The sequence below is a fragment of the Curtobacterium sp. MCPF17_051 genome (assembly GCF_003234595.1).
Taxonomy (GTDB): Bacteria; Actinomycetota; Actinomycetes; order Actinomycetales; family Microbacteriaceae; genus Curtobacterium; species Curtobacterium flaccumfaciens.
In genome coordinates this window covers 134,444-156,250 of sequence record NZ_QKSE01000008.1, presented here as the reverse complement: position 1 = coordinate 156,250, position 21,807 = coordinate 134,444, and the positions used below count along the sequence as shown (strand labels likewise).

Sequence of the window (21,807 nt, the reverse complement as noted above, 5' to 3'; positions counted from 1 at the left end):
ACCGGGGCCGTTGCACGTCCGGGGTGGAGCCGCGTCAGGAGGCGTCGGGCAGCTGTCCGGCGAAGTCGCGGACTGCGCGCTCCCAGCGCTCCGGGTCCTCGTTCCACTCGAGCGTGTGCGGTGCCGTGCGGAACGTGACCGTGGTGGCGCCCTGCTGTGCCCCGACGGCGGCGACGTCGTCGACCGCGACCAGGGCGTCGGCCTCGGAGTGGATCAGCAGCGTCGGCGTCGACGAGGCCTGCCAGGTGGTCGTCGTCACGGGAGTCGGGGCCCCGGCGAGCCGTGACAGCACGTTCGTGGTCGCGATGCGGGCGGCGACCGTGCCGATGAACGCGGGCAGGCGCGCCCCACGGACGGCCCCGCGGAGTGCCGAGGCGACGTCAAGCAGGGGCGAGACGGCCACGAGTCCGTCGACGTCGACGCGCGCGGCGGCGACGGAGCAGGCGAGCGCGCCGGCGGACCAGCCCTGCAGCACGACGCGCTGAGCACCGCGGGCCCGGGCGGCGCGGACGGCGGCGACGATGCGGTCCGCTGCCCCGGCGTCGAGGGAGCGGAGCGGCAGGTCGGTGGTGTCGACGACCTCGGACGAGGCGCCGAGCGACCGCCAGACCCCGACACCGCGCAGGACCTGGCGCGGCCCGAGGGACTGCCCGTGCACGTGGACCACGTGGGTCGTGGCGGCCTCGGGCTCGGTGCCGGGCACGTCGTCCGGTCCGTCGTACCGCAGGGCGTCCCAGCCCCAGTCACCGGTCGCCACGGTGCCGGTGACGCCGCGGCGGACGGTGTCGCCGTCGCTGCCGGCCCCGGTCGCGGCGACGATCGGGCCGACCTGCACCCGGGTGTCGTCTCGCTGCAGGTCGTAGGTGCCCGGCAGGCGGGTGTCGCGGGTGGCGGTCAGCTCGACCTCGGTGTCCGTGGCGCTGCGGACCGTGGCGGTCGCCGCGTACGGCGTCGGGAACAGCAGCCGCCGTGCGACGAAGGCGCCGAGTCCGAGCGTGCCGACCGCCCCCGCCGCGGTGCCGAGTGCCGTGATGCGTGCGCCGGTCATGTGATCTCCCTGAGTCGTGCCGTGGTGAGCGTCGCAGCGGCCGGAATGTCCTGCCCGGCCTCGCGCGCGCGGTCTTCGATCTCGACGGAGAGCCGGTGCTGCCGACTCCGCCACTGGCGACGCTGCCACACGATCGTGAAGTAGAGCCCGGTGTTGCCCGATGCCGTCTCGAGCCGCCGGAGTTCCGGTTCGAGCGCCCGGAACCGGCGTCGGGCGGCCCGCCAGTCGCGGAACTCCCGTGCGGCGTCGGGCAGCACGCCGCCGGCCGCGCCGATTGCGAGCAGGACCATCGAGCCGAGGAACACCGGGGTGTAGAGCTTCGACAGGACCCCGACCGCTTCGTCGGCGCCGGCGACGTGCACGGCGTCGAGGGCGATCGCGATGCCGGCGAGCAGCACGAGGCCGGCGGCACCGACGACGAAGAGCCAGTACAGGCGGCCGAGTCCGTCGTCGCTCCGGAACCCGCGCAGCACGGCGACGGCCGACCGGGCGATCACGATGGCGATGTAGGTCATCTCGACCGCCGAGTACAGCGCGGTCGGCACCTGGTCGCCGTAGACCACCATGAACTGCGCCGTCGGGGTCGGTGCGTCGATCAGGCCGAACAGCACGACGAGGGCGATGAGCACGAGCACGCAGCCGATGATGCGGCTGGCGCGCAGGAGCTTGGCCGAGCGTGCGGCGGCCTCGACCGACTGCGCGAGGGCGAACATGCCGCACACCATCAGGCAGCGGCCGATCAGGTCGGCGATATTCGGCACGTGCGTCACACCGGCGAGGAACGTCGTGACGTCGGGCTGGTTGATCGTGAGCCCGACGGCGACGCAGCTGCAGCAGACCATCAGCCAGGTGACGCTGGCCGACTGGGTGCGCACCAGGATCAGCCGGACGACCAGCGCCGCCAGGATCAGCCAGACCGGGATCGACCCCCAGACGTGCAGCGTCACCGCGTCACCGGAAGATCCCGGGCTGGCCCTCGGGGTCGAGCAGGCCGATCCGCAGCGCGAGCTGATCGGCGACGAGTTCGACGGCCTGCTCGTGCGGGGTGTCGAGCGAGCGGGTGAACGCCGTCCGGCCGGTGAGCAGCCCCGTGTACGCCTGGTGGTCGCAGCCGGTGTCGTCCATGAACACGTGGGCGAGCTCGTGCAGCACGCAGGCCACCCTGGAGCGCTCGGACAGGCCGGGGCGGGTCTCGAGCAGGGCGTGGTCGATGCGCTGGATGAGCCGCGCGGACAGGTCGCCCGGCAGCTCGGTGGTGCGCACGTGGATCGGCTTGCCGAGTGCCGCCTCGGCCCGCGCGGTCAGCTCCGGCAGGGACAGGCGGCGGGGGAGTCCGAGGCGCTGCACGCGGCGACGGGCCTCGGTCTGCCGACGCAGGGCGCCGAACCGGTCGCGGTACCCGCTCACGATGTGCCGCCCGACTCGTCCAGGCGACGCAGGTGGTCGGTGAACTCGCGGATCTCGTCCGCCGAGGCGAACTCGCCCAGACGCCGGGTGGCGAACGCCACGACCTCGCGCTTGCGGAGTTCGAGCACGAGCTCCAGCTGCGCCTGCACCCGCTCCGGCACGTCCGTGTTGCCGGCCGCGTCGGTCAGGTACTCGGCCGGGACGCCGAAGTAGGCCGCCAGGGCCGCCAGGAGTCGCTGGTCACGGACGGCCGGACCGTTGCCACCGAGCATGTAGCCCCAGCGCGGGCGGCTCATCGACGCGCCCTGCGCCTCGATCTCGGCGGCGATCTCCTTGTACGGGGGCCGGTGGCCGGAGTTGGCCTCGACGACGTCCATCAGGAGCTGCAGTTTGCGCGACAGTTCCCGACGGTGCGCGTCGTCGTCGTTGTACTCGATCACGTGTCCCCACTCTCACATCTGTCTCAGACATGATAAAACTGACCCAGCGCGTCGGCCGGTGTCACCACTCTGCCAGGCTCGCGCTCGCTCGTCAGGTCGGCATTTCGATGGGGGGATGCCGAACGGGGGACGAACGAACGGGAGGCGCGGTGCCGACTGGCACCGCGCCTCCCGTCCGTCGTGTGGTGCGGACTACGCCTGCACGTCGCCGCGCCAGCCCGGCTGGGTCGGCGCGTTCTCGACGCGCTCCTTGTAGTTCTGCAGGTCCTTCTTGACGGCGTGGCCGCCGACGCCCACGGCGGAGCCGAGCTTCTCGAGGATGCCGGAGGGCTCCCAGTCGATCTGCACGGTCACGCGCGTCTCGGTGTCGGAGAGCTTGTGGAAGGTGACCACACCGGCGTGCTCGGTCTCGCCGTCCTTCACGGTCCAGGCGACACGCTCGTCGGGGTGCTGCTCCGTGATGAGGGCGCGGAACTGGCGCTCCTGGCCGGCGACCTTGACGGTCCAGTCGGTGGTCTTGTCGTCCACCTGGACGATCTTCTCGACCTCGTCGAGGAAGTGCGGGAACTCCTCGAAACGGGTCCACTGGTCGTAGGCCGGGCGGACGGGGACGTTGACGTCGACGGTTTCGATGATCTGAGGCATGCACCGGACGGTAGGCCGATCGACCTGGGCGGCACTCAGCAGCGCTGTCCCCCTGCGGTACCGTCCGGGCGTCGTCGCGGACGGCGTGCGCGTCCGGCGTCGCGCAGTAGTGTGGGGCGGATGACAGAGCACGGGAAGCACGCGTTCCACGAGCGCGACGACCACGGGATCCTCGTGCGTCCGGCGCTCGCCTCGGACGTCCCGCACATCCAGCGGCTCATCGCCCCCTACGTCGACCGGCGCATCCTGCTCGGCAAGGAGAACGTCGCCCTGTACGGCTCGATCCAGCAGTTCCGGATCGCCGAAGGGCCCGACGGCACCCCCATCGGGTGCGGCGCGCTCGCCGTCTTCTGGGACGACATCGCCGAGGTGCGCACGCTCGCCCTGGACGAGCAGTGGATCCACAAGCGCGTCGGGCACCGGATGCTCGAAGCGCTCGAGCACGACGCCCGTGAACTCGGGGTCGCCCGGATCTTCTGCCTGACCTTCGAGGTCGACTTCTTCGCGAAGCACGGGTACCTGGAGATCGGCGAGAGCGTCGTCCCGCCGGATGTCTACGCCGAACTGGTCCGCTCGTCGGACGAAGGGGTCGCGGAGTTCCTCGACCTCGCCCGGGTCAAGCCGAACACCCTCGGCAACACCCGCATGCTGAAGAACCTCTGACGCTTTCTCGTGCCGACCGGCGGGGTGGCCGTGTGCGGCCCGCACCGTTGTCTACCCTGTGCGCATGTCGTCGTTGCGTCACCCCGTCGGGCCCGAGAAGCCGGTCGTCTACTGGCGTCGCCGTGCGCTCGTGCTCGGGGCGCTGCTGGTCGTCGTCCTGGTCGTGGTGCTCATCGTCGTCGGGCGGGGGAGCGGGGCCACGTCGGCGGCGCCGAGTGCGTCGGCCTCTGCTGCTGCGGGGTCTGGTGCCGGTGCATCGTCTGCCGGTTCTGAGTCCTCGCGGTCTGCTGCGCCGAGGCCGTCGGGTTCCGCCTCGGCTTCTGCGTCGAAGCCCGCTGCTGCCGACGGCTCGACCTGCACGAAGGACCAGATCGTCCTGACCCCGGTGCTCGACAAGTCGGCCTACGGCCCCACCGAGGACCCGAAGATCGCGATGTCGATCAAGAACTCCGGCACGAACTCGTGCCACCTGGACCTCGGATCGGCGCAGCAGGTGCTGACCATCAGCTCGGGCCAGGAGCAGTACTGGTCGTCGAAGGACTGCCAGACCGGCGGCACGAACCAGGACGTCACGATCAAGTCCGGTCAGACGCTCACGACCCCGGCGATCGCCTGGGACCGGACCCGCTCGTCCACGTCGACGTGCGACTCGTCACGGCCGGCGGTCACCGCCGGGGGAGCGAGCTACCACCTGCAGGTCGCCGTCGGGAACCTCGAGTCGAAGACCTCGGTGCAGTTCATCCTGCAGTAACCGGGTTCTCGGTTCTGATCCGCTCCGGCTGCGCTGTGCCTGGCAGGGTGCCGGGAACAGCAACAGGCCCCGTCGTCCGAAGACGACGGGGCCTGTTCAAGCTGATGTGATCAGCCGAGGACGGTGATGTTCTCCGCCTGCGGGCCCTTGCGGCCCTCGGTGATGTCGAACTCCACCTTCTGGTTCTCCTCGAGCGACTTGTAGCCGTTGCCAGCAATCGCAGAGAAGTGCGCGAAGACGTCAGCGCTGCCGTCGTCCGGGGCGATGAAGCCGAAGCCCTTTTCGTTGTTGAACCACTTGACGGTACCGGTAGATGCCATGATGGCGTTTCCTTAGCTTTCTTGCTTCCGCCAAGGTGCAGATGCACCGACGGAGACCCCGACGTACGTCGACGGGGGTGATGCGCCACGCGGGCAGGTGCCGGCGGGACGGGTTCGGGGTCAGGCCTGTCGGCCAGTGACCCTGGGGCCCGGGTTGAGGGGCAAACCACCTCGCCCGGACGTTGAGCGCCGCCGAAGCGGTCCCATCAGGCTAGCGTGCTCTGGGCCGACTGGCTACCCGTGCGTCACGGAACGACGAAAATCTGGTGGAATTGAGCTGATGGCAGACAAGGAACAGCGCTTCCGGAGCGAACAGCTCGAGGAAGCCCTCGCGGAGCAGGACGTCGCTGCGGTGGCGTTCGCGCTCCGCCACGACATCGTGATCGTCCCCCGACTCGTCACCGGCAAGAAGGACATGCAGGTGCGGGTGTTCGGCCGTGAGGGGTCGGACAAGCGCATCCTGCTGCTGTTCTCGTCGGCGGACGCCTACACGGCGATGGTGCCGGACGAGAAGATCCGGCAGGTCATGGTCTACGACGGGCCGCGGCTCGAGGAGTTCCTGGCCGCCCACCTCGACATGCTCGAGGGCGTGTTCTTCGACATCGCCGGCCCGCACACCATGCAGGCCGCGCCGGCCGACCTGCTGGCCGCTTTGCGCGCGTAGCGCCTCAGAACGCGCGGTCGAGTTCGCGTTCGCGCGGGGACTGCGTCATCGAGAACGCCACACGCAGGGCTTCGCGCAGGTGCCCGGAGTCCGAGCCGAGCACCGTCGTGAACCCGAGGCGGGTGGCCTCGTTCACGCGCTGCTTCGTGCCCGTGGCCGGACGGATCTCGCCGGCGAGGCTGATCTCACCGACGGCCGCGAGCGTGTGCGGATACGGACGGTCTCGTGCGGCGCTCGCGAGGGCCAGCGCGATCGCCAGGTCGGCGCCGGGCTCGGTGAGCTTCATGCCGCCCACCGTGGAGACGTAGACGTCGGCGTCGGACAGTTTGAGGCCGGCACGGCGTTCGAGGACCGCGAGCAGCATCGCGACACGCGACGCATCGACGCCGTTCACGACCCGGCGGGGCTGCGGCGCCGAGCTCGGGACGATGAGGGCCTGCACCTCGACCGGCAGCGCGCGACGCCCTTCGAGTGCGACGGTGACGCAGGTACCGGACACCGGGGTGGCGTTCTTCGACATGAAGAGGCCGCTCGGGTCGGGGACCTCGTGGATGCCGTCGCCGCCCATGTCGAAGCACCCGACCTCGTCGGTGGGGCCGAAGCGGTTCTTGAGCGCCCGGACGAAGCGCAGGGCGGTCTGCCGATCGCCCTCGAAGTGGCAGACGACGTCGACCAGGTGCTCCAGGAGCCGCGGGCCGGCGATCGTGCCGTCCTTCGTGACGTGACCGACGATGAGGACGGGCAGGGCGCGGTCCTTCGCGATGCGGATCAGGGTCGAGGCGACCTCGCGCACCTGGGACGTGCCACCCGCGATGCCGTCGATCGAGCTCGACGAGATGGTCTGCACGGAGTCGGCGATGAGCAGGTCGGGCTGCACCTGGTCGATCTGGCCGATGATGACGCCGAGGTCCACCTCGCTCGCCAGGTACAGGTCGTCGTGCATCGCCCCGGTGCGTTCGGCACGGAGCCGGACCTGGTCGACGGACTCTTCGGCGCTGACGTAGAGGACGCGCTTGCCCGAGGCTGCGGCTCGCGAAGCGACCTCGAGCAGCAGGGTCGACTTGCCGACGCCGGGCTCGCCGCTCAGCAGGACCGCCGCGCCTGGCACCACGCCGCCGCCGAGGACACGGTCGAACTCGCCGATGCCGGTCTGCCAGCGCTGCACGGAAGTGCCGCGGGCTTCGGTGATGGGTCGCGCGGCCCGGGCGCCGGTGACGGCGACCGCCGAGGTACCCCGGGTGCTCGCCGACGCCGCCGAGCTGTCTTCGACGGTGCCCCAGGTCTGGCACTCACCGCACCGGCCGACCCACTTGATGCTGGTCCAGCCGCACTCGGTGCAACGGTAGAGGGACTGCGGGCGCGCCATGTCGTCGAGGCTAGGCCGTACGGCCGACATCACCGGCGTGGTCGCCCGGCTCGTCCGACTCGTCCGTCTGGTCTCGTTCGTCGGGCAGCGCGATCGACCCGGTCATCCGGTGGCGCAGGCGCTCGACCGGCCCCGGACCCTGGCGCGAGGCGTGGTCGAGTGCCTCGGCCCCGTCGGTGTCCTGCTCGGCGCGGGCGTTCGCCACCGCCCCGGCGTCACGACCGAGGTTCTCGGCCTCGCGCACGGACAGGTAGTGCCGGATCGCCGCCACCGTGTCGACCCGCGCGTCGACCGCGGGCTCGAACGCGCTCGCCCAGATCTCGTAGCCGCGGTCGTTCGGGTGGAACAGGTCGCCGTAGCTGTTGAAGAAGGTGCGGCGGAGGCCGACCCGCTTGGTGATGGTGTGCAGCGGCGCCACCGTCAGTCCGAACTCGTCGGCAACCCGGTGCACGATCTCGTTCGCCACCGCAACCTTGCGCTCCCGGTCCGGCACGAACATGCACGGCAGTTCGGCCACCACGGCGTGCGAGGGGACCGCACCGTAGATCGCCCGGATGTTCCGCTCGAACTTGTCCGGGTCGAAGTCGGCGATGTCGTTCGCCCCGATCGACACCGTGCAGATGTCGGGCGCGTAGTGCCGGAGCTTCGGCAGCTGATCACGCTTCGCGCCCCACGTGGTCGAACCGGACACGCTGAGGTTCACCACCCGGACCGACATGTGGGAACGGTGCCGGATGCGCCGCGCGAGCAGCCCCACGTAGCCACGCCCGGGTGCGGTCGCACCGACGCCTTGCGCTGCCGAGTCACCGATCGCCACGTAGAGCAGCTGCCCCTCGTGTTGCTGTCGTTCGCGCCACCAGTCGGCGTGGATCGGGAGCATGTCGACGACCCGTTGCGCCGCTGCCCGTTGGCCCTTCACGCCGGCGCGGGCACCGACGGCTGCGGCACCGACGACGCCGAGGCTGCCGACGACGGAGGTGAGGAGTGCGATGAGCGAGCGGGTTCTCATGCCGTGGACGGTACGCCCGCCGGTCTTGCCGGAGACGAGGAGGACCTGTGGGTGTGGGGAGAGCCCTGCAGGTGACGGCCTGTGGAGGGAGAGCCGACCCGCGGTGTCATCACGGGCCTCCCGGATCGTGTAAACTCTTTCCCGGTACCGTGTCCGAGCGGCCGAAGGATCATGTCTCGAAAACATGTGTGGGGGCAACTCCACCGTGGGTTCAAATCCCACCGGTACCGCCAGCAACACGATGAAGAGCCCCCGGCTTGGACCGGGGGCTCTTCTCGTTCCCCGAGGATCAACGACGCGATCTCGCCAGTTCTACCGTGCGGGAGCAGCGTTGCGCTCCCTCCGTCCGGCCGAGGCATCCGCCCGGAACGCCCAGGTGTTCGAGTTGCCCTGGATGAGTGAACCCCTTCAGTGGGCTGCCGCGTAGGCGTCGAACACGTGCTTCGGGAGTCGACCTCGGACGCCCACTTCGAGCCCGGCCGAGACTGCCCACGCTCGGACGGCCGACGGAGACGCTGCGTTCAGCGGGTCGGATGTCGAGACCGGGCTGGGCGAGGCCTTCGCGGTGGCCGTCGCCGAGCTGGACACTGCGGGCTGGAGGTGCCGCAACAACACCTCGAACGTGTCCGGGTGCACGCGACGCGTGTCGAGTTCTGTCGCCTTGGCGAACTTCCCGCCGGAGAAGGACCCGTCCGTGACCAGCATGGCCGTCAGCCGAGACACTGCACCGACGACCCGAACGCCGAGCTCCTCGGATCGCTGCTCGAGTCGCGCACGTTGCCGTTCGTCGCATCCGGTGAAGACGACCTTGTCCCCGACGCGGAGCGGTTCCCCGTGTGGCCACGGGGCGGGCAGCGCGCCCAAGCCTGCGCTCAACCGGGCATGACGAGCGGCATCAGCGCGGTCGAGGACTCGCTTCACCTTCGTTTCCGCGACGCCCAGCAGCGAGGCGATGGTCCTCAGCTCACGGCGCTCGTCGTGAGAGACACGTCCGTCGTCGACCGCCCGGTGCGCCAGCGCCAGGAGAAACGCTTCATGCGCCGCGCTGGTGTCTGCTGGGGACAGCTCGTACTCGGCGCACAGCTCGTGCAGGGCCACTGACTCAGCGTCGGAGATGTCGCCGTCCTCGAGGGCGTCGAAGAGCATCTCGAGGTACGCCGTCGACCCAACGGGTGCCCCTTCCTCGAGTACTTCGAGGAGGGACATCGCGGTGAGCTGTTCGAGCAACGGGGGAGCGGTGGGGCGGGGCGAGGTGATTCGTGCAGGACGTCCGCTGGCGGGCATCCTGCCGGCGCGCGGGCCCGCGACGGACGCTGAAGCAGACCGCGACGGCGACCGCGACGGACCTGACGGCCACCTCGTGCTCCTGGCGAGGTCCTGCGCTTCGGTCAGCACAGGATCCGGACCACCGTTCAGCCCGACGTAGGCACCGAGCAGCCCCGCGGCGGCTCGCGCATCGCCGAGCGCAGAGTGCGCGTCGTCAAGCCGGACGCCCACCGCCCAGCAGCAGTCGGCGAGTCGGCGCCGGTCCATGTCCGGCAGGTACGCGTAGCTGGCATCGAGCGTGCAGTACGCGGCGATCCACGGGACGTCCCACCCGGCGCTCTTCAACTCGTTCCGAAGGAATGCCAGGTCGAACTTGGCGTTGTGCGCGACGACGGCGAGTCCCGAGAGACGTGCGACGATCGTGCCCGCGACGTCAGCGAAACGCGGTCGCCCGACGACGTCGGCCTGCCTGATGCCGTGGATGTGGATTGCCCCGACCGGTCCTTCAGGGTCGATTCGGGTCACCCATTCGTCAACGACTGCACCTGTTGCGTCGAGCCGCACGATCGCAACCTCGAGGACGCGGTCCCGCTGTGGTGACAGCCCGGTCGTCTCCACGTCGACGACTGCGAACGCGGGCGCACCGTAGCTCACTGTCGTCTCTGCAGACGCTGGCGCTACCGGGTGCTTGGCCGGGCGCGCCCGACGTCCGAACAGCCAGTTGAACAGTCCCACCGATGCCTTCTTCCACCCCGCCGCGACGGATGCTCGCGGGGAACGGGAGCGCCGCGGTCTTCCATCTCACGCTAGAAGACAGCCGCCGGCGCGGGGGGCGATCGGGCGTCCCCAGAAGAGGGGCCAGTGTTCGGCCTGGCTGTTCCGGAGGGATCCGAAGGTGGGCCCGCATCGTCAGAACTGCCGGTTCGTCACATCCGCCCGGTGCGACACCGCCAGTATGTCCCGCAGCCGCTCCGCGGGCAACGGTGCTCCCTGATCGGCCAGGTAGTCCGCCGCGAACCCCTCGGCACTCGCCGCGTAGATCCCCGTGTACGCCCCGGACTCCGGCTCGAAGCGCCACGAGTCGGCGAGGCTCCCGGCGTCCACGGTGTCGAACCCGAGCAGCTGCACGAGCTCGGCGACCACGGCCTTGGCCTGCTCGTCGTCGCCCGCGATCGGCAGCGCCGTGCGGGGCGTGGAGCCGGCGAGGTTCGGGATGTGGTGGGCGACGATGTTGTTGAACGCCTTGACGACCCGCGTGCCGGGCAGGAGTGTCTGCTCGTACTCCGCCGTGGTCGTCGCGAGGGTGTCGAGCTGCTCGATCCGGCCGTCGCGACCGGGGTAGTAGTTGCCCGTCGACAGCACGGTCCGCCCGGCGAAGGCGTCGAGGTCGGGGGCGAGTGCCGGGTAGGCGGTGAGCGGGATGGCGAGCACGGGCACGTCGCCGAACTCGACGGCCTGTCGCACGGTGCCGGCCTGGGCCCGCGGGCCGTGCTCGACGACGAGGTCCTGCAGCGACTCGGGGCCGCGCGAGTTCGCGATGAGGACGTCGAGGTCGGCGGCGACGGCCAGGCGTGCGATCGCGGTGCCGATGGCTCCGCTGCCGATGATGCCGATGCGGTTCATGTGGTGCCCTTTCCGGGAGGTGAATGTCAAGGAAGAGGCGGGGCTTCCCAGCCGCGCCGGGCCAGGGCGGAGAGTGCGGCGGACGACGAGTCGTCGGCCATCGCGGCGCCCCGGACCCAGCTGGTGGCCAACGCGGCGAGGAACAGGTCCCGCGCGCGGACGTCGGCACGCGCACGACCGGAACGCTGCGCGGCGCGGAGGAACTCGTCCGTGGTGGTGATGAACCCCTGGCACGTCAGGGCGAGCGGCGACGAGTCGGACGACGCGGCGGCGCGGAGTGGTTCGGGCAGTCCGTCGAACGTGCCGGCCCACTCGGTGACCGCGTCGAGCCAGCCGTGCAGGGCGTCGCCGGTGTCCACGGAGCCGTCGCGCAGTGCTTCACGACGCGCCACCAGGTGCTCGTCGCGGGCGGCGAGGAGCTCGGCGATCAGGGCCTCGCGAGTGGGGAAGTGCCGGTAGAGGGTGCCGGCGCCGACGCCGGCCTGCTTCGCGATCGCGTCGAGCGAGCCGGTCACGCCGTGCTCGGCGAAGGCGCGCTCCGCGACCTGCAGGATGTGGTCCCGGTTCCGCAGCGCGTCAGCGCGCGGGGCGCGCCCGGCGGGAGCGGTCTGCTCGGGCATGGCGGGCCTCCAGGCTGTGGCGTCGGGAAACGGAGAAGCTCTCCGGACTCACCACAGTACAGGAGACCCTCTCCGTTTCGACGCTGAAGCGCGACGCCCGGGCGTCAGGACTCCTCGGCAGCCTCCGCCGCGTCCGCCAGGTCCGTCCTCGTGTTCGCGTGGATCGGTTCGCTGTGCCCGAAGGTCTTCGCGGCGGCGCGCAGCCGCCCGACGAACTCCCCGTTGTCCATCTCGAGTTCGTCCTCTTCCGCGTCCTCGATGACGATCTCGCTCGAGGGCCCGATGAGGATCTTCGTGGTGGTCATCGTCCCGTCGTCGGCGACGGCGGGCACGTCGACGGTGTCGGCCCGGTCGCCCCCGGCGAGAGCCGCGGCGTACTCGATCACGGCGTCGGCGACGTCGTCTCCGACCAGGATCGTGGTGGCGTCGTAGTGGATGTGCTTCATCGCGTACTCCTTCCCGAACCCATACAAACGCGCGGCGCGGGAACCGGCTTCAGGATGACCGCTGTGCGCGGTGGTCCGGGGCCGGCGCGGGCAGGGCGTTCCACACGTCGCCCCAGATGAGTTCGAAGTCGACGGGGCGGATGCGGTCGGCCCGGAGCGCCTGTTCCAGGATCGACAGCGCGTCCAGGGAGCCGGTGAGCAGGCGTTCGTCGCCGTGGACCTCGCGGCGGCCGTCGCCCAGGAACGTCGTCACGGTGACGGACCGCACCCGTGGCCGCAGCGCGCGGGTGGCGCGGGCGAGGACCGCGAAGCCGCCGCCGTAGAGGAGCAGCGCGGTGGTCGTGCCGACGGCGGGGACCGAGACGGCGAGCACCAGGGCAGCGAGGGCGACGACCGCCCCGACGGCCGGCCAGACGTGCCAGGCGCGCAGCAGCAGGCGCTCGCCGGTGGTCGTGCCGGGCGGGAACACGACGAGGGTCCGCGAGCTCCACAGTGTTCGGCCGACGGGCCGGACCGTGTACCGGCCCCACAGGTGGGCGCCGTCGAGCAGCCGGGTGCGGACCGGCAGCGCGACGGTCATCGATCCACCGGCGCGAGTTCCGCCCGGACCGGTTCGACGACGTCGCGGTGCCGGACGGTCGCCAGGCACGGGAAGCAGACCAGGTCGCCTTCGCGGACGTCGGCGGGCAACGGAGCCGGGAGGCGGTGGAACGGACCGTCGGCCTGACCGTCACAGCGGGTGACGACGTACATCGGGGAGAGGGGAGCGGTGCTCCGGCGTCCGATCAGGCGCACCTGGTCGAGCACGGCGCAGGTCGGCAGGACCGCGTCCAGTTCCAGGAGCACCACCCCGGTGAGCGGTCGCCGCACACGGGTGACCGCCGCGACGGCGACGCTCACGTCGCGGGGTGTCCAGCCGCGCGGGCGGTACCGGGGCGGGGACTGCTCGGCGGTGTGCACGGTCGGGGTGCCGGTGAGGTCGGCGAGCCGGACCATCGAGATCGCCGAGACCAGCAGGTCGTCGGTGGTCGCTGTGGTGTGGGCCGGCCAGAGGAACGGGTCCATCGGATCGGGGAGCGACGCGCGGAGCGTCGGCATGATCGCAGTCAGTGTCACGACCACACGCTCTCGCGCGCTCGAACGGCGCGGAAGGCCTCCTGACGGAACCCCTACGGCCGGCGCCGGAGTCCTGACGGAGCGCTCACCGGCGGGTGGCCGAGCGCAGGGCTGCGGTCCACCCGAGGGAGATCACGCCGGCGCCGATCAGGGTCTTCACCACACCACCGAGGACGAACGGGTACAGCCCGTACTGCAGGGTCTGCTGCAGGTCGAGGCCGAGTGCCACCGCGAGCCAGGCCATCCCGGCGACGAAGGTGACGACGGTGCCGAGGGCGAAGGACAGCAGCGCGTTCCGCAGCGGGCGGTCGCCGAAGCGCTCGGCGACCCAGCCGACCAGGGCCGCGGCGGCGACGAAGCCGACGATGTACCCGCCTGAGGGGCCGACGAGCACGCCGACCCCGGCCGAACCGTCCGCGAAGACCGGCAGCCCGACGACGCCGAGCAGCGCGTAGACGAGCATCGACAGGGCACCGCGACGGGCACCGAGGGCACTGCCGACGAGCAGCACGGCCAGGGTCTGCCCGGTGATCGGGACGGGCCAGATCGGCACGGACACCTGCGCGGCACCGGCGGTCAGCAGCGCGCCGCCGAGGACCAGGGCGGTGCTGACGACGGCGGTGCGGGGGAGCAGCGCGTCGGCGAGCGGACGGTGTGCGGCGGGGGTGATCGTGGTCATGGTGTTCCTCGCTGGGGGAAGGAGCCGGGGGAGAAGGAGCTGCGGGAGAAAGGGACGGGGTCAGACCGCGACGGCGGCCAGCAGGGACTCGGCGTCGCGCCGGGCCCCCTCCACGGCGGCGGTGTCGAGGCCGCACGCGCGCAGGCAGGTCGCGACGAGGGCGTCGCGGTCGGCGTCCTGCACGGGGCCGGACCGGCGGAGCTGGATGACGGTCTCGGTGATCTGGATGAGCACGGCACCGAGGCGCGACGGCGCGACACCGGCGGCGACGTCCGGGGTGGCAGCGCGCGAGCCGAGGCGCCCGTAGGCCTCCTGCAGTTCGACGCGCTCGGCCCGGAACCCGTCGTAGCGCTCGCCCTGCACCTCGGGCAGCAGGTACAGCGTGCCGATGTTGTGCGGGGTGCGGGCGAGGGTGTCCACGTCGGCGACGACCAGCGCGGCGAGGGCACCGGCTGCCGAGGCCGACTCCGGCACGAGCTGCTCGAGGCCGCGAACCAGCTCGAGGCTCGGGCGCACCGAGGTCGTGAGCAGCTCGACGAGCAGGTCGTCCTTGCCGGCGAAGTGGTAGTACAGCGAGGCCTGCCGGATCCCGACCCGTTCGGCGATCGCCCGGGTCGAGGTCGCGCTGATGCCGTTCTCGACGAACAGCGCGGCGGCGGCGTCGAGGATCTGGTCACGCGGGCTCATCGCGGAGTCGGCGTTCGGCACGACCCGCGGTCGGCCGGGGCGCACGGGCCGGTCGTCGGGGGACATGCCCCCATCCTGACAGCCGGTGTCCGTCACGACTGTTCCCGGTACGCGCGCCAGCCGCCGTGGTGGGTGATGTCCTCGGCCCCCTGGACCGCGAACGGCTCGACCAGGAACCCGGTGACCTCGGTACCGTCGTCGAGCGCCACGGTGCCGATCGCCATCGGTGCCGGCAGGGCCGCGACGAAGGTGCCGAAGCCGGCGGCGGGCAGGCGCCAGACCTCCCCGACGATGCCCGACCCCGGCGCAGCAGCGCCGGACGCGACCGGACCCACGCGGACCAGCCCGGGCTTGGGCGGCACCGTGTCGAGTGCGTACAGCCGGTAGTCGGGCGCGGTGCGGGCCTCCCGGAGGAACGATCCGCCGGACGCGACCAGCTGCCCGTTCAGCGGCTGCCCGCGCAGATGCGCCCCGACGACCAGCAGGTCGACGGTCGGGGCGGCGAACGCGGCCGCCAACGCCGCCAGACGGCGGTCGCTGAACGCGGGACCGGTGAGCATGACGCCGAACGGCAGGCCGTCGACGAGCCCGGCGGGCACGGCGAGCGAGGCCATGTCGAGCAGGTTCGCGAAGTTCGTGTAGCGACCCATCCGGCTGTTCGCGCCGATCGGGTCGGCCGCGACCTGCTCGAGCGTCGGGTGCCACGTCGTCGTCGGGGTGAGCAGGGCGGTGGTGCCCTCGAGTGCGGCGCGACCGGCTGCCCCGAACGCGTCGAGCCGTTCCTGGTCGGCGAAGAGCTCCGCGGCGGTCGGTCGTGCACCACCGAGCACGATCGCGGCGACCGACGGGTCGAGGTCGGCACCGATCTCGTCGCGGTGGGCCTCGATGTGGGCGCCGACGGCCGCGTACCGTTCGGCGACGAAGGCGCCGTCGTAGAGCAGCGACGCGGCGTCGAGCAGGGGTGCGATGTCGACCTCGACCACCTGGTGTCCGAGCGCGCGGAACCGGTCGACGGCCGCGGCGAACGCCTCGGCCCAGCCGGGTGCGAGCCCCTCGAGCTGTGACGGCAGCGGCACCGCGATGCGCGGGACGGCGGGCAGGTCGGCGAGGGCGCGGTCGGGCCGTGCGAGCGGGTCGACGCCGTCCGGACCGGCCATCAGCTCGGCCGCCGTGCGCGCGAGGTCGAGCGACCGGGCGAACACCGTGACGCAGTCCTGCGAGCGGCAGGCGGGGACGACGCCGGTGTTCGGCACGAGCCCCTTCGTCGGCTTGACCCCGACCAGGTTGCCGAGCGCGGCGGGCACCCGGCCGGACCCGGCGGTGTCGGTGCCGAGCGCGAAGTCGACGATGCCCAGGGCGACCGCCGTGGCGGAACCGCTCGACGAGCCGCCGGAGATCCGCGTGGGGTCCCAGGCGTTCCGGACCGCGCCGAAGGGCGAGCGGGTGCCGACCAGGCCGGTGGCGAACTGGTCGAGGTTCGTCTTGCCGACGACGACGGCGCCGGCGGCGCGGAGCCGGGCGACGGCGGTGGCGTCGGCGGCGGGGTCGTGGGCGTAGGAGCGGGCGGCTGCGGTGGTGGGCAGGCCGGCGACGTCGATGTTGTCCTTCACGGCGAAGAGCAGGCCGGCCAGGGGCAGATTCGGGTCGACGGCCTCGGCCTCGGCCAGCACGTCGGTGCGGTCGCGCAGCGTGATCCAGACCTCGGGCCGGTCGACGGCGTCGATGCGGGCGAAGGCGTCGCGGACGCGGGCCGAGGCGAACGTCGTGGCGGCCGAGCCGGCGCTCGTGCCGGCACTCGCCGCGCTGATCCCGCTCACGCTGCCGCTCCGATCGCGGCGAGGACCTGCCCCGGCGCGACCTGGTCGCCCGGCTTGATGTACACCTCGAGCACGTGGCCCGGCACCGGTGCGTGCACCATCGACTCCATCTTCATCGCCTCCACGGCCAGCAGCTTCTGCCCCTCGTCCACGCGGTCTCCCGGTCGGACGTCCACCTGCCACACGGTCGAGGTGAAGGGGGCGTACACGGCGGTCGACCCCTCGGGCACGGTCACGGCGTCGGCCACCACGGCGGCCGGTTCGTCACGGACGTCGAACTCGCCCGATGCCCGCCACCGCTCCTTCTCCTCGCCGAACGCCTGCGCCTGCTGCGCCCGGAAGCCCGCGATGGACCCGGCGTTGTCGGACAGGAAGCGGTTGTACGACGCGATCGAGAACTCGCCCTCGACGGTCTCGAACGAGCCCCGCCCGGCGTCGGTCTCGGCGCGCAACTCGAGCAGCTCGTCGGCACCGACCGGGTACCACTCGATCCGGTCGAAGAACCGCAGCGCCCACGGGTTCTCCTGGAACAGCCCACCGCGGCGGAACCGGTTCCAGATCTGCACCGTGCGGCCGACGAACTGGTAGCCGCCGGGTCCCTCCATGCCGTAGATGCACAGGTACGCGCCACCGATGCCGACGGAGTTCTCGGCGGTCCAGGTGCGGGCCGGGTTGTACTTCGTCGTGACCAGGCGGTGCCGGGGGTCGAGCGGGGTCGCGACCGGGGCGCCGAGGTACACGTCGCCGAGGCCGAGCACCAGGTAGCTCGCGTCGAACACGGTCCGGAAGACGTCGTCGACGCTCTCGAGCCCGTTGATGCGACGGATGAACTCGATGTTCCACGGGGTCCACGGGGCGTCGTTCCGCACGCCGTTCATGTACCGCTCGATCGCCAGCCGGGTGGCCGGGTCGTCCCACGACAGCGGCAGCTTGACGGTGCGCGACGGCACGACGAGCTGGTCGGTCGGCGGGATCTCGTCCTCGAGCTCGCGGAGCAACCCCGCCACGTCGCGCGCCTTGAGCACGGACGCGTCGGTGTGCACCTGCAGCGAGCGGATGCCCGGCGTGATGTCGAGGATCCCCTTCGGCGTGTGCTCCTGCAGCTTCGTCATGAGCGCGTGCACGCGCATCCGCAGAGCGATGTCGAGGGTCATGTCGCCGTACTCGACGAGCACGTTGTCGTCGCCGTCGCGTCGGTACGCGACGCTCGGCCGCACGTCGGTCGCGTCCAGGTGGGCGATCACACCGTCGTCGCCGTCGCCTCCGGTGCGCGGCACCGTCCTGGAGGCCCGGTGTGCGTCGAGCGCGGCGGCGTCGGCTTCGCGGACCGGGACGAACCGGACCGTGTCACCCGGTCGGAGCTGGCCCAGCTTCCAGAGGTCGCCGCTGGCGACCACGGCGGGGCAGACGAAGCCGCCGAGCGACGGCCCGTCCGGTCCGAGGATGATCGGGGTGTCCCCGGTGAAGTCGATCGCACCGACGGCGTACGGGGTGTCGTGGATGTTCGAGGGGTGCAGACCGGCCTCGCCACCGTCGGTCCGCGCCCACTCCGGCCGCGGGCCGATGAGCCGGATGCCGGTGCGCGCCGAGTTGTGGTGCACGGCGTAGTCGGTGGCGTAGAAGACGTCGAGGTCGGCGCGGGTGAAGAAGTCCGGCGCCGCGTGCGGCCCCTCGGTGACGGCGATCTCCCACGCGTCGGTGAGCGCGGTGCGGCGGTCGGCCGGGGTCGGGCCGCCCACCAGGCCCAGACGGGTTCCGGACGGGAACGCCGGGTGCGGGGCGTCCGAGTCCGGGGAGCCCGGGCGCAGGACGTCGCCGGCGAGCAGGGCCCGCCCGGCGTGGCCGCCGAAGCCACCGAGCGTGAAGGTCGCGGTCGAGCCGAGGTAGGTCGGCACGTCGAAGCCGCCCCGGACCGCCAGGTAGGTGCGGAGGCCCGGACCGGGGGCCGTGCCGATCGCCAGGGTCTGGCCGGCGCCGACCTCGACCGGCTCCCACAGCGCCACGGGTTCGCCGTCGAGGGTGACCGGCGCCGGCGCACCCGTGAGCGCGACCACCGCGGCGGCCGAGAACCGGAGCGTCGGGCCGGTGGCGGTGACCTCGAGCGCGGGGGCGCCGTCCGGGTTGCCCACGGCGCGGTTCGCCTCGGCGAAGGAGGCCGCGTCGAACGGGCCGCTCGGCGGGACGCCCACCTGCCAGTACCCGACCCGGCCGGGCAGGTCCTGGATCATCGTCATGGTGCCGGGCGCGACGACGTCGATGCGCGGGTCCGGGTCCTCGGTCGCGTCGAGCGTCGAGGTGGAGTGCGTGGCGGTGCGGAGCTCGAGGTCGTCGGTCAGCGCGCGGAGGAGCCCGGCGTTCGTGACGATGCCGTCGATGCGGGTGGTCGCGAGTCCGTCGCGCAGCAGGTCGAGGGCGTCGTCGCGGGTCTCCCCGGTGGCGATCACCTTGGCGAGCATCGGGTCGTAGAACGTGGACACCTCGGAGCCGGTCTCGACCCAGCCGTCGACGCGGATGCCGGTGCGCTCGCCGGATGCCGTGGTCGCGCTCGGGAACACGGCCTGGGTGACGAGGCCGCTGGAGGGCAGCGAGCCCTTCGCCGGGTCCTCGGCGTAGACGCGGGCCTCGACGGCGTGGCCGTTCGGGGTCCAGGTGCGGTCGAACACGTCGGGGTCGATGCCGACCGCGCCGTCTCGGGCCAGGCGGAGCATGAGCTCGACGAGGTCGACGCCGAACACTTCCTCGGTGACCGGGTGCTCGACCTGCAGGCGGGTGTTCACCTCGAGGAACGACGCCTCTTCGCGCACCGGGTCGTAGACGAACTCGACGGTGCCGGCGCTGCGGTACCCGACGCTCTCGGCCAGGCGGCGGGCCGATGCGTGCAGCTCGGCGCGGACGTGCTCGGGGAGCGCCGGTGCCGGGGCCTCCTCGATGACCTTCTGGTTGCGGCGCTGCAGGGAGCAGTCGCGGTCGCCGATCACCGCGACGCGGCCCTCGCCGTCACCGAAGAGCTGGACCTCGACGTGCCGGGCCGGCCGGACCAGCCGCTCGAGGAAGATGCCGGCCGACCCGAAGTTCGCGGTCGCCAGGCGGACGACGCTCGTGTACGCCTCGCGGACCTCGTCGAGGGTCGAGCAGGCCTGCATGCCGATCCCGCCGCCACCCCCGGTGGCCTTGAGCATGACGGGCAGCCCGATGCGCTCGGCCTGGGCCACGGCGTCGTCGACGCTGGCGAGCAGCCCGGTGCCGGCGAGCATCGGGACCCCCGCGGCGGCGGCCAGCTCGCGGGCGGTGTGCTTCGCGCCGAACCGGACGATCTGGTCGGCGGTCGGCCCGACGAACCGGATGCCGGCGTCCTCGCAGGCCCGGGCGAAGTCGGTGTTCTCGGACAGGAACCCGTAGCCGGGGTGCACGAGTCCGGCGCCGGTGTCCTTCGCGGCCTGCACCACCGCGTCGATGCGCAGGTACGAGTCGCGGGCGGGGGCGGGACCGAGCCGGACCGCGGTGTCGGCCTCGCGGACGTGGGGTGCCGCGCGGTCGGCGTCCGAGTAGACGGCGACGGTGCGCATGCCGAGCGCCTTCGCGGACCGGATGATGCGGCGGGCGATCTCACCGCGGTTCGCGACGAGGACGGTGTCGGTGCGAAGGGTGGGGGTCTGGTTCACGGTGGCGGTCCCGGTGGGGTCGGGCGCGGCGGTCACGGCTGGACCACGATCATGCGCAGCGGTGTGCAGGAGAAGTCGTTGCAGGGGTTGTTCATCTGCGGGCAGTTCGAGACGACGACGAGCACGTCCCGCTCGGCCCGGATCGCGACCCGCTTGCCGGGGGCGCTCATGCCGTCGACGATCCCCAGGGCGCCGTCGGCCTCGACCGGCACGTTCATGAACCAGTTGAGGTTCGACACGATGTCGCGGGCGCCGAGTCCGTGGCGGCCGGCCTCGGCCAGGAAGTTCTCGCGGCAGCCGTGCTGGTACCGGGTGTGGTGCCCGTACCGCAGGGTGTTCGACTCCTTCGAGCACGCGCCGCCGATGGTGTCCTGCCGGTCGATCTCGTTCGCGACGACGGTCATCAGCGGGCGGCCCTCGTTCGACATCAGCACGGTGCCGGTCCGGACGTACGCGTTGCCCTGCGCGGCGAGGGTGTCCGGCACGCTGTACCGCTCGTCGGGGTCGTGGGCGTCGTAGAGCAGGCAGTCGGCGCTCTGGTTGCCGCCGACGTCGACGATGGTGAGGACCTCGCCGGCGCGGACCACGGCGGACCACGGCGCGAGCGGGGCGACCCGGTCGTCGCGGACCACGGTGCCCGGCACCAGGGACTCGCTCCAGTCGAGGGCGACGTCCGGGTCGTGGACGGCTCCGACCGGGACGGTCGAGGCGGGGGTGTGGGTCGTCGTGTCGGTCATCACAGGCCTCGGGCTTCCGCGTGGTCGATCGAGTTCAGGTAGGCGCGGGTGAGCTCCGGCGTCGCGGTGAACCGCTCGTCGGCCGCGGTCGTCGGGGCCCCGCGCCAGGCGTGCACCCGCAGTGGTCCGACCAGGTAGTCCGGGCGCGGGTCGATCGGGTGCGCGACGTTCGCGACCAGCACGAGCAGCGGCAGCTCGGCGACGAGCGTGACGTGGGTGCCCGCGCCGGCCGAACCGGTGAAGGTCATCGCCCCCTCTGCGTCGATCCGCACGCCCTGGAAGAACGAGATGCTCGGCGGCAGGTCCCGCTTGGTGAGCCCGTGCTTGGCGGCGGCCTTCGCGAACAGCGACCGACCGCTCGGGGTGCGCCCCTCGGGTGCCGCGTCGCCGTACTTCCGCTCGTTCCAGGCGTCGGACGAGGTGCCGCAGAACGCGTCGTGGTGCCCCGAGGTGTCCTCGAGCACGGTCGCGAGTGCCCGGCCGTCCCCGCTCAGCAGGGGCGAGCCCTGGCCCAGGTACGCCTGCCACGGGATCTTCTGGGTGTCGGCGACGTTGAGTCGCTCCCACGGTTCGAGCGCGTTGAACACCAGGACGTTGGCGCAGGCCTGACCCGTCGGGTCGTCGAACCGCAGCCGTGATCCGCGGGCCAGCACCTTGTGCGTGTAGCCGCCCGGCGCCACCGTCTCGGCCCAGACGAGCTGCGCGGGGTCGACGCCCTCGGGGGCGAATGGTGACGACGACGCCGGCAGGTACGGCATGTACTCGGACTGCGAGCCGGCCTGGGCACGTGCGTCGGATCGGGAGGCGAGCACGCTGTCGGTCTGGTGGAGGTCGCGCATGG

General features: G+C 72.0%; 23 protein-coding genes and 1 tRNA gene. 4 read left to right on the top strand and 20 right to left on the bottom strand.

Going from position 1 to position 21,807, the window contains the following annotated elements:
* Positions 1–34: 34 nt before the first annotated feature.
* The 5 genes from DEJ35_RS08220 to DEJ35_RS08200 all read right to left on the bottom strand — a co-directional run bounded on the left by DEJ35_RS08220 (position 35) and on the right by DEJ35_RS08200 (position 3,540).
* Positions 35–1,048 (bottom strand): hypothetical protein, encoded by a 1,014-nt coding sequence (locus tag DEJ35_RS08220; protein ID WP_111192544.1) that lies wholly within the window; start codon positions 1,046–1,048, stop codon positions 35–37.
* Entirely contained in the window at positions 1,045–1,995 is a 951-nt protein-coding gene (locus DEJ35_RS08215) for a hypothetical protein (protein WP_111192543.1), read from the bottom strand. Before DEJ35_RS08215 ends, DEJ35_RS08220 begins: the two co-directional genes overlap by 4 nt.
* Before the next feature lie 4 nt (positions 1,996–1,999).
* Positions 2,000–2,455, bottom strand: coding sequence for a hypothetical protein (locus tag DEJ35_RS08210; protein WP_110858521.1), 456 nt, complete (start codon positions 2,453–2,455; stop codon positions 2,000–2,002).
* Positions 2,452–2,895 (bottom strand): hypothetical protein, encoded by a 444-nt coding sequence (locus tag DEJ35_RS08205; protein ID WP_111192542.1) that lies wholly within the window; start codon positions 2,893–2,895, stop codon positions 2,452–2,454. The genes DEJ35_RS08210 and DEJ35_RS08205 overlap by 4 nt, the downstream gene beginning before the upstream one ends.
* 192 nt (positions 2,896–3,087) lie before the next feature.
* Entirely contained in the window at positions 3,088–3,540 is a 453-nt protein-coding gene (locus DEJ35_RS08200; RefSeq protein ID WP_110858523.1) for an SRPBCC family protein, read from the bottom strand.
* 120 nt (positions 3,541–3,660) lie between these two features.
* Here DEJ35_RS08200 and DEJ35_RS08195 point away from each other — a divergent pair, with 120 nt between their 5' ends.
* Both DEJ35_RS08195 and DEJ35_RS08190 read left to right on the top strand, forming a co-directional pair.
* Positions 3,661–4,203: an amino-acid N-acetyltransferase gene (locus tag DEJ35_RS08195; protein WP_181419931.1), complete on the top strand. Its 543-nt coding sequence runs from the start codon at positions 3,661–3,663 to the stop codon at positions 4,201–4,203.
* 64 nt (positions 4,204–4,267) lie between these two features.
* Positions 4,268–4,954: a hypothetical protein gene (locus tag DEJ35_RS08190; protein WP_111192541.1), complete on the top strand. Its 687-nt coding sequence runs from the start codon at positions 4,268–4,270 to the stop codon at positions 4,952–4,954.
* 110 nt (positions 4,955–5,064) lie between these two features.
* Here the strand turns inward: DEJ35_RS08190 and DEJ35_RS08185 are convergent, their stop codons facing one another.
* Positions 5,065–5,274: a cold-shock protein gene (locus DEJ35_RS08185; protein ID WP_017887662.1), complete on the bottom strand. Its 210-nt coding sequence runs from the start codon at positions 5,272–5,274 to the stop codon at positions 5,065–5,067.
* Positions 5,275–5,554: 280 nt separating this feature from the next.
* Between DEJ35_RS08185 and DEJ35_RS08180 the strand changes: the two genes are divergently transcribed.
* Positions 5,555–5,938, top strand: coding sequence for an SseB family protein (locus DEJ35_RS08180; RefSeq protein WP_111192540.1), 384 nt, complete (start codon positions 5,555–5,557; stop codon positions 5,936–5,938).
* Between the two features lie 4 nt (positions 5,939–5,942).
* Here the strand turns inward: DEJ35_RS08180 and radA are convergent, their stop codons facing one another.
* The gene (gene radA, locus DEJ35_RS08175; RefSeq protein WP_027467076.1) at positions 5,943–7,304 is read right to left on the bottom strand and encodes a DNA repair protein RadA; all 1,362 of its coding nucleotides are present in this window, start codon (positions 7,302–7,304) and stop codon (positions 5,943–5,945) included.
* A 10-nt stretch (positions 7,305–7,314) separates the two neighbouring features.
* Positions 7,315–8,313 carry an SGNH/GDSL hydrolase family protein gene (locus DEJ35_RS08170; RefSeq protein ID WP_111192539.1) on the bottom strand — a complete coding sequence of 333 codons (999 nt, stop codon included), beginning with the start codon at positions 8,311–8,313 and terminating at the stop codon, positions 7,315–7,317.
* 143 nt (positions 8,314–8,456) lie between these two features.
* Here DEJ35_RS08170 and DEJ35_RS08165 point away from each other — a divergent pair.
* Positions 8,457–8,546: transfer RNA gene (locus tag DEJ35_RS08165), tRNA-Ser, on the top strand.
* A 175-nt stretch (positions 8,547–8,721) separates the two neighbouring features.
* Here DEJ35_RS08165 and DEJ35_RS08160 read toward each other — a convergent pair.
* From DEJ35_RS08160 to DEJ35_RS08105, 12 genes are all read right to left on the bottom strand, one after another.
* On the bottom strand, positions 8,722–10,314 hold the full coding sequence (locus tag DEJ35_RS08160) for a histone-like nucleoid-structuring protein Lsr2 (protein ID WP_111192538.1): 1,593 nt from the start codon (positions 10,312–10,314) through the stop codon (positions 8,722–8,724).
* A 174-nt stretch (positions 10,315–10,488) separates the two neighbouring features.
* Positions 10,489–11,202 carry an NADPH-dependent F420 reductase gene (locus DEJ35_RS08155; RefSeq protein ID WP_111192537.1) on the bottom strand — a complete coding sequence of 238 codons (714 nt, stop codon included), beginning with the start codon at positions 11,200–11,202 and terminating at the stop codon, positions 10,489–10,491.
* 26 nt (positions 11,203–11,228) lie between these two features.
* Entirely contained in the window at positions 11,229–11,822 is a 594-nt protein-coding gene (locus tag DEJ35_RS08150) for a TetR/AcrR family transcriptional regulator (protein WP_111192536.1), read from the bottom strand.
* A 104-nt stretch (positions 11,823–11,926) separates the two neighbouring features.
* Positions 11,927–12,268, bottom strand: coding sequence for a hypothetical protein (locus tag DEJ35_RS08145; protein ID WP_051597132.1), 342 nt, complete (start codon positions 12,266–12,268; stop codon positions 11,927–11,929).
* Between the two features lie 49 nt (positions 12,269–12,317).
* Positions 12,318–12,848, bottom strand: a complete 531-nt coding sequence (locus DEJ35_RS08140) for a DUF6611 family protein (RefSeq protein WP_110858534.1) — start codon at positions 12,846–12,848, stop codon at positions 12,318–12,320.
* Positions 12,845–13,384: a hypothetical protein gene (locus DEJ35_RS08135; protein WP_146238458.1), complete on the bottom strand. Its 540-nt coding sequence runs from the start codon at positions 13,382–13,384 to the stop codon at positions 12,845–12,847. The genes DEJ35_RS08140 and DEJ35_RS08135 overlap by 4 nt, the downstream gene beginning before the upstream one ends.
* Before the next feature lie 85 nt (positions 13,385–13,469).
* A complete protein-coding gene (locus DEJ35_RS08130) occupies positions 13,470–14,063 on the bottom strand; it encodes a biotin transporter BioY (protein WP_071245214.1) in 594 nt (197 codons plus the stop codon).
* A 60-nt stretch (positions 14,064–14,123) separates the two neighbouring features.
* Positions 14,124–14,816 (bottom strand): TetR/AcrR family transcriptional regulator, encoded by a 693-nt coding sequence (locus DEJ35_RS08125; RefSeq protein WP_111192535.1) that lies wholly within the window; start codon positions 14,814–14,816, stop codon positions 14,124–14,126.
* A gap of 26 nt (positions 14,817–14,842) precedes the next feature.
* Positions 14,843–16,567 (bottom strand): allophanate hydrolase, encoded by a 1,725-nt coding sequence (gene atzF / locus DEJ35_RS08120; RefSeq protein ID WP_258378451.1) that lies wholly within the window; start codon positions 16,565–16,567, stop codon positions 14,843–14,845.
* Positions 16,564–20,265 carry an urea carboxylase gene (uca, locus tag DEJ35_RS08115; RefSeq protein ID WP_258378450.1) on the bottom strand — a complete coding sequence of 1,234 codons (3,702 nt, stop codon included), beginning with the start codon at positions 20,263–20,265 and terminating at the stop codon, positions 16,564–16,566. Before uca ends, atzF begins: the two co-directional genes overlap by 4 nt.
* Positions 20,262–20,966: an urea amidolyase associated protein UAAP2 gene (locus DEJ35_RS08110; protein WP_110858537.1), complete on the bottom strand. Its 705-nt coding sequence runs from the start codon at positions 20,964–20,966 to the stop codon at positions 20,262–20,264. The genes uca and DEJ35_RS08110 overlap by 4 nt, the downstream gene beginning before the upstream one ends.
* On the bottom strand, positions 20,966–21,805 hold the full coding sequence (locus DEJ35_RS08105) for an urea amidolyase associated protein UAAP1 (RefSeq protein ID WP_111090098.1): 840 nt from the start codon (positions 21,803–21,805) through the stop codon (positions 20,966–20,968). Before DEJ35_RS08105 ends, DEJ35_RS08110 begins: the two co-directional genes overlap by 1 nt.
* Positions 21,806–21,807 lie beyond the last annotated feature (2 nt).